This window comes from Arthrobacter sp. FW306-1B-F12A (genome assembly GCF_058781865.1).
On the sequence record NZ_JBYSXD010000004.1, the window covers coordinates 140,393 to 155,467 of the forward strand.

The 15,075-nt window shown below is 64.6% G+C and carries 17 protein-coding genes; 9 read left to right on the plus strand and 8 right to left on the minus strand.

Annotation, left to right across the window (positions count from 1 at the left end):
• The first annotated feature begins 40 nt into the window (after positions 1–40).
• The 5 genes from AC3WJU_RS03735 (at position 41) to AC3WJU_RS03755 (ending at position 4,707) form a co-directional block, all read left to right on the plus strand.
• Positions 41–832 carry a carboxyltransferase domain-containing protein gene (locus tag AC3WJU_RS03735; protein ID WP_492259145.1) on the plus strand — a complete coding sequence of 264 codons (792 nt, stop codon included), beginning with the start codon at positions 41–43 and terminating at the stop codon, positions 830–832.
• A complete protein-coding gene (locus tag AC3WJU_RS03740) occupies positions 819–1,856 on the plus strand; it encodes a 5-oxoprolinase subunit C family protein (protein ID WP_492259146.1) in 1,038 nt (345 codons plus the stop codon). Before AC3WJU_RS03735 ends, AC3WJU_RS03740 begins: the two co-directional genes overlap by 14 nt.
• 111 nt (positions 1,857–1,967) lie before the next feature.
• On the plus strand, positions 1,968–2,780 hold the full coding sequence (locus AC3WJU_RS03745) for an SDR family oxidoreductase (protein WP_492259147.1): 813 nt from the start codon (positions 1,968–1,970) through the stop codon (positions 2,778–2,780).
• Between the two features lie 92 nt (positions 2,781–2,872).
• Entirely contained in the window at positions 2,873–4,042 is a 1,170-nt protein-coding gene (locus AC3WJU_RS03750; RefSeq protein WP_492259148.1) for a pyridoxal phosphate-dependent aminotransferase, read from the plus strand.
• A gap of 74 nt (positions 4,043–4,116) precedes the next feature.
• Positions 4,117–4,707 (plus strand): TetR/AcrR family transcriptional regulator, encoded by a 591-nt coding sequence (locus AC3WJU_RS03755; protein WP_268020064.1) that lies wholly within the window; start codon positions 4,117–4,119, stop codon positions 4,705–4,707.
• Positions 4,708–5,041: 334 nt separating this feature from the next.
• Here the strand turns inward: AC3WJU_RS03755 and AC3WJU_RS03760 are convergent, their stop codons facing one another.
• A complete protein-coding gene (locus AC3WJU_RS03760) occupies positions 5,042–5,359 on the minus strand; it encodes a S1 domain-containing protein (protein ID WP_492259149.1) in 318 nt (105 codons plus the stop codon).
• Here AC3WJU_RS03760 and gluQRS point away from each other — a divergent pair.
• The 4 genes from gluQRS (at position 5,358) to AC3WJU_RS03780 (ending at position 9,090) form a co-directional block, all read left to right on the plus strand.
• A complete protein-coding gene (gene gluQRS / locus AC3WJU_RS03765; RefSeq protein WP_492259150.1) occupies positions 5,358–6,266 on the plus strand; it encodes a tRNA glutamyl-Q(34) synthetase GluQRS in 909 nt (302 codons plus the stop codon). The genes AC3WJU_RS03760 and gluQRS overlap by 2 nt on opposite strands.
• Positions 6,267–7,283, plus strand: coding sequence for an NADP-dependent oxidoreductase (locus AC3WJU_RS03770; RefSeq protein ID WP_307053240.1), 1,017 nt, complete (start codon positions 6,267–6,269; stop codon positions 7,281–7,283). It abuts the gene before it with no gap.
• Positions 7,284–7,419: 136 nt separating this feature from the next.
• Entirely contained in the window at positions 7,420–8,547 is a 1,128-nt protein-coding gene (locus AC3WJU_RS03775; RefSeq protein ID WP_492259151.1) for a serine hydrolase domain-containing protein, read from the plus strand.
• 9 nt (positions 8,548–8,556) lie between these two features.
• The gene (locus tag AC3WJU_RS03780; protein ID WP_492259152.1) at positions 8,557–9,090 is read left to right on the plus strand and encodes an HD domain-containing protein; all 534 of its coding nucleotides are present in this window, start codon (positions 8,557–8,559) and stop codon (positions 9,088–9,090) included.
• A gap of 27 nt (positions 9,091–9,117) precedes the next feature.
• Here AC3WJU_RS03780 and AC3WJU_RS03785 read toward each other — a convergent pair whose 3' ends face one another.
• The 7 genes from AC3WJU_RS03785 to AC3WJU_RS03815 form a co-directional block, all read right to left on the minus strand.
• Positions 9,118–9,657 carry a DUF1003 domain-containing protein gene (locus tag AC3WJU_RS03785; RefSeq protein ID WP_084784483.1) on the minus strand — a complete coding sequence of 180 codons (540 nt, stop codon included), beginning with the start codon at positions 9,655–9,657 and terminating at the stop codon, positions 9,118–9,120.
• 95 nt (positions 9,658–9,752) lie between these two features.
• Positions 9,753–9,899: a lmo0937 family membrane protein gene (locus AC3WJU_RS03790; protein WP_113990647.1), complete on the minus strand. Its 147-nt coding sequence runs from the start codon at positions 9,897–9,899 to the stop codon at positions 9,753–9,755.
• Between the two features lie 171 nt (positions 9,900–10,070).
• Positions 10,071–11,264 carry a type II toxin-antitoxin system HipA family toxin gene (locus AC3WJU_RS03795; RefSeq protein WP_492259153.1) on the minus strand — a complete coding sequence of 398 codons (1,194 nt, stop codon included), beginning with the start codon at positions 11,262–11,264 and terminating at the stop codon, positions 10,071–10,073.
• Complete coding sequence (locus tag AC3WJU_RS03800) at positions 11,261–11,494, minus strand: helix-turn-helix transcriptional regulator (protein WP_113990646.1); 234 nt, start codon at positions 11,492–11,494, stop codon at positions 11,261–11,263. The genes AC3WJU_RS03795 and AC3WJU_RS03800 overlap by 4 nt, the downstream gene beginning before the upstream one ends.
• 217 nt (positions 11,495–11,711) lie before the next feature.
• Positions 11,712–12,959, minus strand: a complete 1,248-nt coding sequence (locus tag AC3WJU_RS03805) for a low temperature requirement protein A (RefSeq protein ID WP_492259154.1) — start codon at positions 12,957–12,959, stop codon at positions 11,712–11,714.
• 3 nt (positions 12,960–12,962) lie between these two features.
• A complete protein-coding gene (locus tag AC3WJU_RS03810) occupies positions 12,963–13,622 on the minus strand; it encodes a transmembrane-type terpene cyclase (RefSeq protein ID WP_492259155.1) in 660 nt (219 codons plus the stop codon).
• 79 nt (positions 13,623–13,701) lie between these two features.
• Positions 13,702–15,027: an ATP-binding protein gene (locus AC3WJU_RS03815; RefSeq protein WP_492259156.1), complete on the minus strand. Its 1,326-nt coding sequence runs from the start codon at positions 15,025–15,027 to the stop codon at positions 13,702–13,704.
• Positions 15,028–15,075: the final 48 nt, after the last annotated feature.

Here is a 15,075-nt window from a genome sequence, read left to right on the forward strand (position 1 = left end):
CAACCCCCGGATCCATCACCCGCACCACCGAGCAGGACTCATGACCACGCACACAGCACCCGCGGAGCGGCTGCACCACCCGCCCGAACTGGAAGCCGAGCCGTTCGGCGACTCAGCCCTCATGCTCCGGGTCAAGAACGACGACGGCGACCTCCGCCGGGCGGGGGCCAGACGGCTCCGCGACGTGCTGCTGGAGGTGCGGCCGTACGGGGTGCTGGACATCGTGGCGGGCGTCGAGTCCTTGTTGGTCGAGTTCGATTGCCTTGCCGTGACACACGAACAATTGGCCCAGATCATCCGCTTGGCCGTTGCCGGCAAAGGCCTGGAACCGGGAGCACCCGGCGCCTCGCAATCACTTTTTGTCATACCGATGGTGGTCAGCGAGGAATTCTCCCCCGACCTTCCGGGGGTCGCCCGGGAACTGGGCCTGAGCCCGGATGCCGTGCTGAAGCAGTTCCAGTCCTCGGTGCTGACCATCAACCTGTTGGCCGCGGCCATGGCCCCCATGATGGGCGGCGTGAAATTCCCGGGCCAGGTCAGCCGCTGCGTCGAGCCCCGGACCAACGTGGAACCCGGGTCTGTCATGGTGGCCGGCACCAACGCCATCATCCAGCCGTTCCCCGGACCGAGCGGCTGGAAGGTGATCGGCCGGACTCCACTCACCATTTGCGATATCCGGGAAGACCCCGCCACGTCATACAAACCGGGGGATCTGGTGCGTTTTGAAGTGGTTCCGGAGGGTGAATGGGAACGGCTTGAAGGCCGATTCCTGCGTGCTTCGGGCGGCGCTGGCTCGGATGGCTCGGATGGGAGCAACAGTGACCTTCCCTGAACACGCGATCGGCATCAAAGTGAGCGAGGCTGGTTGGCTGTCCACGTTCCAGGACCTGGGTCGCGAGAATTCCGAGTTCATGGGCATCCCCTGCGGAGGTGCGGCAGACCAGCACTCCGCGGCGGTCGCCAACATCCTGGTCGGCAACAGCCGTAAGGCCACATGCCTGGAAATCATGGGCGGACGGTTCGCGTTCACGGCCACGCACGACGTGATGTGCGCCGTGACCGGGGTCCCGGCGGAGGTCAGGGTGAATGGCGACGCGGTGGCCATGTGGGAGCCGCTTTGTCTTCCTGCAGGAGCACGGGTTGTGATCGCCAAGGCCAACGGCGGCATGCGGAATTACCTGGCGTTCAGCGGCGAACTGGAAACCGCCCGTTTCATGGGCAGCGCAGCGCCGGAATCGCGCATGGGATTCCCCCAACAACTCGCTCCCGGGCAGACGCTCACCCTCCACAGCCGATACCACGGATTCACGCACCCGTTCCTGACCCAGCCACTGTTCCGGCTGCCTGTTCCCGTGCCGGACTTCAACCCCGAGGTGTGGACCATCGACGTCGTCGACGGTCCCGAAACGAACCGGACGCCCGGCATCCGGAAATTGCTCAGCTCCAGCCACTACACGGTCGGCGCCAAATCCAACCACGTCGGCCTCCGCCTGGACGGGCCCGTGGTGCATCCGGAGGGACTCGGGGAAATCGTGTCCCATGGGGTCCCCATCGGGGCATTCGAAATCCCGCATGGCGACGAACTCATCATCCTGGGCCGCTCAAGGACGTTGACCGCCGGCTACCCGATCGTCGCAGTGGCAGCCAAGGCTTCTTTGTCCATGCTGGGCCAGGCCAGTCCCGGCAGGAAGATGACCTTTCGCTGGATCAGCAACGCCGAAGCGGTGGAGCAATACCGCGAACAGCAGCGCGGTTTGGCACATCTGGAGGAGCGCGCGCACGCCCTGTTCGCCGCCGTCGGGCTCCCCCTCTACGCAAGTTCCGCGGCTCCCTCGCCGAGTCCCGCCGCGGCGTGACTCGCAGTCCCCGAAGAAAACACTTGACCATCATCTTCTGAAATGAGAAACTCTTCTCATATGTGATTGGCATCTCAAATGATTCACACTAAAGCGCAAGGAACTGACACCATGGGACTTCTGGACGGCAAGCTCGCGATCATCACCGGCGCCGGTACCGGCATGGGACGCGCGACGGCGGCCCTGATGGCTGCAGATGGCGCGGCAGTGGTGCTCGTGGGGCGTCGTGAGGACGTTCTGCAGGAGCTCGCCACCGAAATCGTCGCCGACGGCGGACGTGCCTTTGCCCGCGCTGCGGACATCACTTCCAAAGACGATGTAGACGCCCTGCTGGAATGGGTCCACGAAAGCCTCGGTCCGGTGGACATCCTCGTCAATAATGCGGGTAGCTCCAGCAAGGTCCTCAACGTCCGGTGGATCAGCCAGGAGGAATGGAACGGCGTCCTGGACGTCAACCTCAACGCCGTCTACCTGCTCAGCCAGGCAGTCCTTCCGGACATGCTGAGCCGCAAGACCGGAACCATCATCACGGTCTCCTCGCTCGCCGCAGTGAATCCGAACCTTCTCGGCGGCGCCGCGTACGGCGCGGCCAAGGCCGCGGTCCGGAACTTCATGACGTACCTTCACAACACCTTCCGCAACGACGGGCTGCGCGCGGTGACCATCCTGCCCGGTGAAACGGCGACGCCTATCCTGGACAACCGCGCCCGCCCGCCTCGCGCGGAAGAGCGCGATGCCATGGTCCAGCCGGAGGACGTGGCCCGGGCCATCCACCTTGTGGCGACGCTGCCGCAGCGCACCGTGGTCCAGGAATTGGTCATCGCCCCCACCATCCAGCGGGATACCTCCGGCGACATCGAGATCAGCCGCTGGGCCGGAGCCCCTGCCGACGAAGCCCCCGCCGACGAGGCGCCGCAGCGATGAAACCCCGCCGGCTGTACGCGCCCTCCCGCGGAATCAATACCAAATCGCCCGCCCCCAAAACAATCTCAGCAACCACCCAGATCAGGACCCTCATGACACTCGAGCCAGCCACCGCCGTCGCCGATTTCCAGCCCTCCGAGGCGGTGCAGCGCATCCAGCGCACATCGCTGCGGGTGCAGCAGCCCCAATCCAAGGGAGACCTCGTCTCCTTGGCGATGGGCGAGCCGGATTTCGACACGCCGGCCCAGGTTCGAGCAGCAGCCGCCCGTGCCCTCGAGGACGGCTTCACCCACTACTCGCCGTTGCTCGGCGAGCTGGTGCTTCGCGAGGAGCTGGCTGCCCGTATCGGCCAGCTCCTCGCCGGAGTGGCCAGCCCCGGCGACGTGCTCATCACGCAGGGCGGCACGGCCGGCCTGTCTGCGGCGATCCTTGGCATCGTCAACCCGGGCGACAAAGTGGTCATCCCGGACCCCACCTATTCCCTCTACGCGGACCTCGTCAGCATGGCCGGGGGCATCACCGTGCCGGTGCCGCTGGCCGATGACCTGCACTGGGACCTCGAAGCCTTGGCCACCGCACTTGAAGGCGCCAGGATGTTCGTCTTCTGCAACCCCTCCAACCCCACCGGCATCGTGCACTCCCGCCGCGAACTCGAAGCCCTCGCAGACATGGTCGCCGGAACCGACACCCTGATCCTTTCCGACGAGGCCTACAGCGATCTCGTCTACACGCCCGAACCCTTCACCTCGGCACTGGAAATCGAAGCCCTGGCCGGCCGGACCATCTACTGCCAGACCTTCTCCAAGAGCTATGCCATGACCGGATGGCGCGTCGGCTACCTCTGGGGCCCGTCCGACGTCATCGCCTCCGCCGCCCGGATCCACAACACCTTCAACGGCTCCATGAACCAGGCCGTGCAATACGCGGCGCTCACCGCCCTCAAGACGTGCGGCCCCGACATCGAACGCATGCACGCTTCCTATGCGTTGCGCAGGGAGCTCATGGCCACCGGTCTCCAGCAGATTCCGGGTCTCACGGTCAGCTCGCCGGAAGGTGCGTTCTACCTCTTCCCCAAGTACGACGTCGAGCTGCCGGCAGCCGCGATGGTCGCCCACCTTCGCAACCACGGCGTCGCCGTCCGTCCCGGCAGCGAGTTCGGCCGGAACGGCGAGTTCCACTTGCGCTTGTCCTACGCCGCCAGCTCCGAGGCCATAACCGCCGGTGTGGAGCGGTTGGCGGCCGGTCTGGCCGAGCTCCGGTGAGTGCCCCGGACGTGGCCAGCGTTGCGCCCGCCGCTCAGGCGATACGCTGGGATCTGACACGGAAGGGGGCGCCCATGCGCAGCGACACCCAACGCAACCGCCGCCAGCTGGTGCGGGCCGCCGGGAAGCTCTTCGCCAAGGCCAAGGGCCCGGTGAGCATGACGGACATCGCCCGCGAAGCCGAGATCTCTCCCGCGACCGCGTATCGACATTTCGCCTCGGTGGAGGACGTCCTGGCCGCATTCCGCTTCGGTGTTGGCGAGAAGCTGCGCGATTTCAGCGTTGCACAGACCACGTCCGGGGTGGAACTGCTGGAAAGCGTCAGCCGGCACTGGGTGGGTCTCGTCATCAAGCATGGCGGTTCCATGGTCCACACCCGTTCCGGCGAGGGGTACCTGGCCCGTCTTCGCTCCGGCGCGTACTACCTGACCATCCAGGCCGAGGCTTTGGAACGGCCGCTCCGCGAGGCCTGCGAGGAACTCGGGCTCCCACCTCTCGGGGACGAAGCCATGTTCCTGTGGAACATCCTCTTCGACCCCCGGGAAATTTTCGATCTGCTCAACACCGTCGGCCTGGACAAGGACCAAGTGTCCACCAAGCTTTGTGCTGCGCTCCGTGGCGCGATGGCCGCGTGGGCAGCTGCGGAGCCAACTTCGGCAAAGTGACCACATCCTGATCGCCTTCCGTCGAGGAACCGGTCAGATTGACCAGTGGCGATTGAGTCCGTTGCGCCAGTTGTAGTGTTTCTGTTCAAATAGTGGCAACGAAGGGAAAGGCTACCGCCGGACCCCACAGGCTACGGATCCTCCGGTACACCACCCGGCCACCCGAAACACCGTCCCGCAAAGACGCAGCCGCTGATTGACTCTTGTTCACGCATCGTCATTCCGCACCACGTCGGCGTCGCCATGAAGGGTGGCCGGCACCACCATAAGAGCCCCTGAGCCACCGAACGCGTTGCGGTAGCTGAGGGGCTCTTGTGCTGCCCGGGTCGTGTTCTCAAAAAGGCTGAATCGACACCGCGACAAAGTCGTATTCATCTTGGGAGGCGGCGGTCCACTCGACGTCCACTAGATCACCCGCCTTGAGGGACCTGTATCCGCCTGATTGCTCGATGACCGAGAAATGCGCGAAGCATTTCTTCCCGTCGGGAAGAATAAGTTCGCCCCCAACCTTCTTCGGCTTTCCATCGCCTTGGCTCGAGCTGAGCTCAACGTTGGTCCTCTCTTTGGAAACTAAAGGTACCCAATTCTCCCAGCGGCCCCGACCTCCCCGGAATCCTGCAGGCACGCCCGGCGGCGCATAGTCTTGTGCCATGACTTCCGCTGGCCGCTTCGCTCCGAGCCCCTCCGGCGAGCTTCACGTGGGCAATCTGCGCACCGCCATGCTCGCCTGGCTCTTCGCTCGTTCCACGGGCCGCGCCTTCCTGCTGCGCGTGGAGGACCTCGACCGGGCTCGGGCCGGCGCCGAGGAAGTCCAGCTCCGCGATCTTGGGGCCGTCGGCGTGACGTGTGACGGCGCCGTCGTCCGCCAGACGGACCGTTCCGGGCTGTACAACGACGCGATCGAGCGGCTCGCGGACGCAGGGCTGACGTATGAATGCTTCTGCACGCGACGCGAGATCCAGGATGCGCCGTCCGCCCCGCACGCGCCACAAGGCGCTTACCCGGGCACGTGCAGGAACCTTTCGACGGCGGAGCTCGAGATCCGCCGGGCCTACCGCCCTGCAGCCATCCGGCTCCGCGCTGAAGCCCACGAATGGACTGTCGAGGACAAGTTGCACGGTTCATACACGGGCGACGTGGACGACTTTGTGCTCCGCAGGAACGACGGCGTCACTGCCTACAATTTGGCCGTGGTGGTGGATGACGCGGCACAGGGCGTGGACCAAGTGGTCCGCGGATACGACCTCCTGTCCTCCACACCCCGCCAGGCCTATTTGGCGTCCTTGTTGGGCATTGCCGTTCCGGAATACGCCCACGTCCCCTTGGTGCTGAATCGCGACGGCGCCCGCCTGGCCAAGCGCGACGGCGCGGTGACGCTCGGCGACCTTGCCGCCGTCGGGCTGTCTGCCGCGGAGGTGCGGGACGTGATCTTGGAATCGCTCGGCTTGCCGGGAGGGCCGCTTGGCGAGGCCTTGGATGGATTTGATCCGGCCCGATTGCCACACGGGCCATGGATATGGAATGGCATTCAGCAATCAACCCTCCGGAAAGGGGCCTAAGTGCTCGCCTATGTGCTGACCCGCTACGGCGGCGCCGACGCAATGGAGCTGCAGGACGTCCCCAGGCCGGTTGCCGGTCCGGGCGAGGTCCTGGTCAGGGTGTTTGCCGCGGGACTCAATCCCGTGGACTACAAGCAACGTGAAGGTGCAGTCCGGGTGATCACCAGGCCAAGGCTGCCCTTGGTGGCTGGAAGCGAACTGGCCGGGATCGTGGAAGCTGTAGGCCCGGGCGTCACCCGCTTCGCCACGGGAGACCGGGTGTTTGCCCGCGTGGACAAGACCCTGCTGGGCGCTTTTGCCGAACACGCCGCCGTCCACGAGGATTTCGTGGCGCTCATGCCAAGGTCGCTCAGCTACACCGAGGCCGCGAGCCTTCCCTTGGCGGGCCTCACCGCGTTGCAGGCACTGCGCGACGAGCTCGAGATCAAGCCCGGGACCAAGCTGTTCATTTCCGGGGGCGCGGGCGGAGTGGGAACCCTTGCCATCCAGTTGGCCAAGTACTTTGGCGCCGAGGTGACCACCACTGCGTCTCCCCGTGGGGAAGAGTTGGTGCGGCGGCTCGGGGCGGACGCCGTCGTCGACTATACGAAGGAGAACCTGGCCGAAGTGCTTCATGGCTTCGACGCCGCGCTGGATCTCGTGGGCGGCGAAACGCTGGACCAGACGTTCAAGATCCTCAAGCCGGGCGCGAAAGTGGTCAGCATCGCGGGGATGCCCGAACCGCAGACGGCCCTGAAGGACCTTGCGGCCCCGGCCTGGATGACCGCGCTGTTCTGGGCGATCAGCCTCGGAATCCGGAGCCGCGCCCGTGAAGCCAACGTCCGGTACCGCTACCTTTTCATGCACCCCAGTGGCGAAGACTTGAAGTTCCTGTCACGCCTCGTTTCCGAGGGAAAACTGAAACCGGTGGTGGATAGCAGCTATCCGCTCGAAAAGATCGCCGACGCTTTCGCCGCGCTGGAGCAGGGACGCGCCAAGGGCAAGATCGTGGTGACCATGGACACTCGCGGCAGTTAGTGGGCGGAAGGTGGGCCCATTCTGCCGGGTTCCCTGGCCGAGCTAGCGAGGTTAGGGGGCGGAAGGTGGGCCCATTCTGCCGGGTTCCCTGGCCGAGCTAGCGAGGTTAGGGGGCGGAAGGGATTAGGCTGTCCGGGTGGATGCACAGACGATTGCCCCTGGATTCGAACCGGTAGCCGAACTCTTTGGCCGTTTCCTCAGCGAGGACCCGGAATATTCAGCCCAGCTTGCGGCCTACCACCGCGGCGTCAAGGTATTGGACATCAGCGGCGGCCCGCACCGCCGCCCGGATTCGGTAACCGGTGTTTTCTCCTGTTCCAAGGGAGTGTCCGGGCTGGTCATCGCGCTTTTGGTCCAGGACGGCTTCCTGGACCTTGACGCTGAAGTGGTCAAGTACTGGCCGGAATTCGGCGCCGAAGGAAAGGCCACCGTTACCGTGGCCCAGTTGCTCTCCCACCAGGCCGGTCTTCTGGGAGTCGAAGGCGGACTCACCCTCGAGGAATACAACAACTCCGAGCTGGCCGCCGCCAAGCTCGCGCAGATGCGGCCGCTCTGGAAGCCCGGGACCGCATTCGGGTACCACGCCCTGACCATCGGCGTCTTCATGGAGGAGCTTTGCCGAAGGATCACCGGGTCCACCCTCCAGGAAATCTACGAACAACGCATCCGTTCGGTCACGGGCGCCCACTTCTTCCTGGGACTGCCTGAGTCCGAGGAGTCCCGCTATGCCACCCTCCGTTGGGCCGAGGACCCCTCCCAGCCGTGGATTGATCCCGCGAGCCATTTCGGACTTTCGGCCAACTCGGCGGTGGGGGACATCCTTGACCTGCCCAACATCCGCGAGGTGCGCGCCGCCGGCCTGAGTTCCGCCGCCGGGGTCGCCAGCGCCGAAGGCATGGCCCGCGTCTACGCTGCGGCACTCACCGGACTTGCCGCCGACGGCGACCGGCCCGCCGTCGCGCCCCTCCTCAGTGAAGAGACCATCCAGGCTGTCTCGGCCGAGCAGGTTTTCGGCATCGACCGCGTGTTCGGCGAGACCAGCTGCTTTGGGACCGTGTTCATGAAATCGCATGCACGCTCGCCATACGGGAGCTACCGGGCGTTCGGGCACGACGGCGCCAGCGCATCTTTGGGATTCGCTGACCCCGTGTATGAACTCGCTTTCGGGTACGTGCCGCAACAGGCCGAACCCGGCGGAGCCGGATGCCGCAACCTCGAACTGAGCGCCGCCGTGCGGAAGGCAGTCACCGAACTGGCTCAGTAGGATGAAGCCATGACCGAACCGAGATTCACCGTTGAAACAGCCATGGTCCTTGCCGAAGTGGCGCACAATCGCCAGAAGGACAAGCTGAAGCGGCCTTATCGCGAGCACGTGCTGGCTGTAGGGGATGCGCTCGCCGATTTCGACGACGACATCCGGATCGCTGGCTACCTGCACGACATCGCCAAGGACACACCGATTACCAAGCAGGCGCTGCTCGACATGGGCGTTTCCGAACGTGCCGTGGGCATCATCGAACGCGTAACCCGCCGCTTCCAAGATGACTCGGACAACGATGAAGCCGTGGTCCTGCACATCGCACAGGACCACGACGCCACCCTGGTCAAGATCGCCTGCAACGCCCACAGCTCCGTGCCGGAGCGCGTGCGGGCGCTCGCCGAGAAATGGCCGGACAAGGCACCCACCACTCGGTACGCAGACGCCCGGGAAGTGCTTTACAAGGCTGTGCCCCGTGGCGAAATCCACTTGGTCCTGCAGCGCATCAACCCGGATCTCCTGTCCGAAATGGACCGATTGGCCGACTAGCGGTCCGATTTGGCAGCTCCCGCCTGCCTAAGGTTTGGTCGGGTCATCCTGTATCGGGCTGGCTGCGGACGCCGAGCTGCTGGTGGATGCGGTGACTTCCGCCAAGACCCGCTGGTGGATCTGGGCGGTGAGCTCGTGAATCGCGCGCGTGAGGTCGGTGTTCTCTTCGAGCAGATGCTCCTGGGCATTGTAGTCATGGTCGGCCTTCACCTGTTGGAAAGCCGCTTGGCGGTTCTGTCCGATCATGACGAAGGTCGAGAGGAAGATCGCTTCGAGCGAGACGATCAGAGTCAACGTCGGCCACGGACTCTGCTCGAACACGAGCATCCACACAGCGAAAAGCAGAATGTGCAGGTAGACGAAATTCATCGATCCGGCGAAGGCCGTAATTGCGTCCGCGACTCGAAGCTGAATGCTTGCGGCCCGGCGCTCGGCCTCCGCCAGGACCGATGGGTGGAGCTTTTCCCGCTCGCTTTGAGAGAGCAACCGTGTAGGTCTCAGATACGAGCGTGAATGCGGAAGAGTGCCCGTGGTGGATGTCGATTGGTGTCCGGCCTGCTGTGCCATACGTTCAATCCCTTGGCTCGCGGCGAGCCCATCTCGCCTCTGAGAGCGAGCCTAGCGTCGCCATGCGCTTGAACCTAGGACCGAACGCCCGGTACTTAGGCGCGGGATCTTCCCCGGAGGAAGTGGAAGATCAGGACGATCACGGCAATGACCAAAAGCAGGTGAATGAACCCGCCGCCGATATTGCCGATAAAGCCGAGAAGCCAGAGAACAGCGATAATGATGGCTATCCAAAGCAACATGAGGGTCTCCCTTTTGTGTACGAATGGAAATGCTGACTCCGCGCTCCGCTGGTCTGCGGGCCGCGCAGATACCGTTTGGTGCCCTTACTTTATGCCACGATCGGGTTGGTGTTAACGGGTACGCAATAAGCGATAGTTCGACTGCCCCTTTGACGCCCGGTGCGGGGAAATCTACCCGCCCATCAACCTTCGCCGATGCTTTAGCTCCTTGATCCAGTCCCTCGTCTGCAGCGGCCCGAAAGGCGAGGCGCCGGCGTCGAGCTCTGCGATGAGCGGGCCCGAGGCCGTGAGCGCGAGTCCCAAAATTCCTTCCGCTGCGCGCTCCGTCAGGCCGAGCTTCGCGGCCCAGGCAAGGAAGTGCTTACGGGAGATTCCGCTCTTCTTGCCGCCGATGCCCAGCGCGAGCGTCTTGTCCCCGTAGACCACTGTGGAGGGGATGTCGTAGACCGGGGCAACGGTGTATTCGCCCTGCGGCGACTGAAGCATGGACACGTTCTTCGCATGCAGGTCGCCGTTGCCGCTCAGCCAGGCGAAAGCCAGCTGGATGGCGAGGTTCCGCAAGGCAGGGAGTGGTGCGGAACAGTGTGCCGCCAGCGCCGCGCAAACCTCGCCGAACGGCACGCTGTACTTGTCCGCGGGGTACAGGCCCAGCACTTGGGCTCCGTCCTCGACGGCGAGGCGCACGGGAGCGCCGTCGGCTCCGGTGAGGCGATCGAAACGCTCGACGAGCAGCCCCGCCCGCCCGCCGACGTCGTGCACCAACTGCACGCTGCTCACCGGTATCCGGAGCTTGCGGGCAAAACGGAACATGAGGAACTCGTTTTCCACCACGAACGGGAACTCGGGAGCATTGAGCTTGAGGATGAAGCGCTTGCCGGCTTGCGCTACCGGGAGCGAAATCATCCCGGCCGATAACTTGTCCTGTACCCCCGCCAGCGCCACTGGGTCGATGAGGCCCGAATCGCCGAGCAGCGCATCGAAGTCGAGCGGCAGCTTCGAGTCGAGCACGACGGCGGAGCCTCCTTCCGTGGGCGGCTCGCCGTGGGGGACCGTCTGGACATCGCCCACGGCGTCCCCGCCCGCGCCCATGAGGAGCGCGAGCTCGTCGTCGGCGCTGGCCTTGACCGCCCGGCGCAGGGAATTCAGGCGGCGGCCTTCCGGGAGGAGGCCCGTGAAATAGGGCGGAACCGCGCCGCTCGGGGTGAACACTGCTTCACGCGTCAGCGGGAGCGTCGTGGCAACGGCCGGACCGCCTGAGTCGAAGTACCGCGGCAAGTAGCTGAACTTGGTGCCGCCTTCATGCCGCTCGATGCGCGCGGCCAGGACGCCTTGCTTGTAGACGTCGGCGATGCGGTGGAAGGTCATGGCAGCTTGGATTGCTTGCTCGCGGGTTGCACCTTGAGCTCAAGGCCCAGAGTGCCGAGGACCGCAAGGAGTGGCTCCAATTGGACCGTGGTCTTCCCCTGCTCCACGAACCGGACGAATCGCTCCGAGACTCCTGCGAGGTCTGCGAGGTCGGACTGGCTCAGGCTCAGGGAGCCGCGGCGGGCACGGACCTTCGCGCCAAGGGACTCGGTGAATTCCCTGGAGGACATGTCCATCCTTCCTCGCCTTTTTGTGGGCATGCGCGTTGTCCGCGCTCCGGTACGTTCGTGCCGGTTTCACCATTTTCCGCCTCCATGGGAAGCGAATCAAGGGTCGATCGCTGGGAATCGGTACGTTCGTGCCGATGTGCCGCGCCGCGGCATCGTGGGTGCAGGCCGTTCGCTGCGTTCCGGTACGGCGGTTTGGGGCCAGGACCCACGATTTCGCCTAGGTGGCCGGGTGTGCCCCCAGCCTTTCCAGCGCAGCTTCCCGGCGCGCCGCCCCGCGCCTTTCGTCGATCACGATCGAGAGGGCCAGAGCCGCCACAATGACCATCATGCAGACAGGAACAGAGACGTCCAGGGCGGCCAGGCCCACACTGCCGCAAAGCAACACGACCACGAGGGCCGTGACCCCGAGGAGCGCGCGGTCGAAACCCAGCAGGTAGCCGTAGAGCGAACTCAGGGCTACCTTGAACAGGGCCACCGGGACGGCGATGGTGGCCACTACAACGGTGGCGCTGATGAGGGCAGCATGATCAATGAAGAGCGCGGCCACATGAAGTCCGCCACCAGTAGCGGCGATTGACCCAAAGATGAACATGTGGCCGTATCCGAAGGCGAATGCCCGGTGCCGTTGGTGATGCAGGGCGTGGCCAGCCGGGAGGATGAAGTAGATCCACCACATTCCAAAGGCCAGCCCGGTCCCGCCGAGACCCACGAGGGCTGCGTCAACAGACCAGCCATGAAGGGCCACGATTGCCCGAAGGGATTCGATGGCTCCGATCAGGCACTCGCCCAAGGCGATGATCGCCAGGAGTCCGTAGCGTTCCGCGATGTGGTGCGCGTGCCACGGTGTCTTGGCTTTGCGCTCGGCGATGGTCGGCGTCGCCATTTCCAGCAGGAAGAGCGGGGCAGCCATGAGGAAATTCGTCAGGATGTCGGCGTGGACAATCAGCACCACCACCCAGCCGATCTGTGCCACCACCAGGAACTTCGCGTAGGTGAGGCAAGCGCTTCTGCGCTCCGGATCCTGCTTCGCCGCGCGTAGCCACTGAAAAACCAACGCCAAGCGCATGATGATGTAACCCAGCACCATGGTCGAGTTGTCCACGCGGTGGCCTTCGTCGAGCGATTGGAACATCGGCTCGATGCCCATGGCAAGGATGAGCACACCCACCATCTGCACCATGGTGACAACCCGGAAGACCCAGTCGTCAGTGTCGTAGGCGCTGGCAAACCACGAGAAATTGATCCAGGCCCACATGACGGCGAACATCGCGAAGGTGAAGCCCATCAACCCGGAGCCGAAACGGGCTTCGGCCAGCTCATGAGCGAACTGGCTGCCGGCCACCTCGAAGGCGATGACAAAAGTGAGGTCAAAGAAGAGTTCCAGGGGTGTGGCGGTGCGATTTAGCTCCTGGGGATCGCGCCCGCCCATGCGCGACAATGCATGGCGCAATGGATTCATGGACATGGTTCAGGGTACCGCCGGGAGGCCCCCGGAGTCCTGAACCCGGGAGAGGGCGCCGGGGTTCCTCTTGGCCCACAACAGCAGCCCGATGTACGTCAGGTCGAAAATGCTGCACAGGACGCCAATGCCCAGGATGAACAGTGAATTCTCGAGCACCCCGAAGGTGATCGTTGGGGCGAGGGTTCCGATCCACTTCGCCACAGCGATCACCAGGGACTGGCCCCGCAGGCTGCGTCGGGCAGCGAACATCGCAATAAACAGGCCGGACATCAGGAGATTCTGCAGGAATGCCGCGTACCGGGAGGCCGGATCCCAATCGAACTCGGTGATGAACAGCCACTGCACCGCGAACGACGCCAAGCCCAAGAGAGCCGCCCACCCGATGAACAGCGGCCGTGTGACAAATCCGGGAAGTTCCCGCCTGCCGAACGCGAAGAACGTGTACACAATCGCGACGTCGGCCAACGCCCAGGCAATGTTGATGACGCCCTGCACGGAGAGCCTCGTGCTGAGCGAATGCACCGAGTAGATGACTTCCCACGCGAAGTTCAAACCCAGCGCCGCCGCCGGGATCGCGTACGTCTTATCGCGAAACCCGATCCGGATCGCGCAAATGTAAACCGTAGTCCAAGCGACCCCGCTCAGGATGGTCAGAAACAGGTTCACGGTTCCTCCTTCTCCAACGCGGGGTCACTTACGGCCCATCCGGGGCGCCAACATGGGCCGTAAGTGACCCCGCGTTGCTCTAAACCCGGGCGAGAGAGTCGATGTCCTCGAGGAAGTCTTGGTGGACTTCGTCGCTGACGGTGGTGCGGGTGTCGGCGATCGCGTCGAGATAGTCCTGCGTGACTGGTCCCTTGCGGGCGTTCGACGCCGGTGCGGCGCCCCCGGAGGAGGCGCCGTCACCGGGAGCGTCGGCTGTGTAGACGGCTTTTTCCAGGGCACGCTGGGATGCGCTGCGTGCCGCGTACTCTATGTCCGCAGGGGAGAAGCCCTCCGTCCGCGACACCAGCAAGGCCACGTCCACCGAGTCCACCACGCTGGCCGGGATGAATCGCTGCCACATGGCCTCGCGGGCATGGACGTCGGGCAGGCCGATGGGGATGACGTAGTCGAAGCGGCCGTGGCGCAGGAACGCGGTGTCCAGGGCCCGGATGAAGTTGGTGGCGCACACCAGGAGGCGGCCGGGTTGTTCCCGGAAGGCCGGGATGATCTTGAGGAGCTCGTTGGTGACGCCCTGCAGCGGGGACGGCGGCTCGCCCGAGCGCTGGGACGCGATTTCTTCCACTTCGTCGATGAACACGACGGCGTGCTCCAGTTCGGCGATTTCCAGGAACGTCTCGCGCAACGCCCCGGCCAGGCCCTTGGGGTCGGAGGCCAGGCGGGAGGGGAAGACCTCCACGAACGGCCATTCGAGCCGGGACGCGATCGCTTTCGCAAAGGTCGTCTTGCCGGTCCCGGGAGGGCCGAAGAGCACGACGGCGCGCGGCGGCACCACGCCGAATTGGTCGGCGAGGTCAGCCTCGGCCAGGGGTAGGACCAGACGGCGTTCCAGCAGCTCCTTTTCGCGGCGCATGCCGGCGACGTTTTCCCACAGGTCCCGGGCCAGGATGCGGCCGCCGAGCTGGCTCAACGGCTCGAGTTCCTGGCGCTGCACCGGGATGGTCCGCTCAAAATAGTGCAGGTTTTGCTTGAGCAGGAAGCCGCGGCCCAGGAACGCCTCGACTCGGGTTTCGGACTCGGGCATGAGCGCCGAGAGCTTGTTGAGCCCGTGCGGAGTCATCCGGTTCTCGACGGCGGCCAGCAGCGAAGTGCCGATCCCGCGTCCACGGAATTCGGGCAGCGTGGCCAGGAAAACGATCCAGCCCTGGTCATGGGCCGCACGTCCGACGGCGGCACCAACCACCTGCTCGCCCTGCACCGCCACCACCGTGTGGTCCTTCTCGCATGAAGCAAGGACCTCGGAGAGCGCATAGACAGGGTCCACGTTGTCGGCTTTGAGCGACTCCCAAAGGTGCAGTATCCCGTCCATGTCCGAGGAATGGAAGTCCCTGATGCGCCAATTGCTCATGCCTGCTCCTTGGTGGATCGCCATCGATTGCCTGGTGTTGAGCATAGG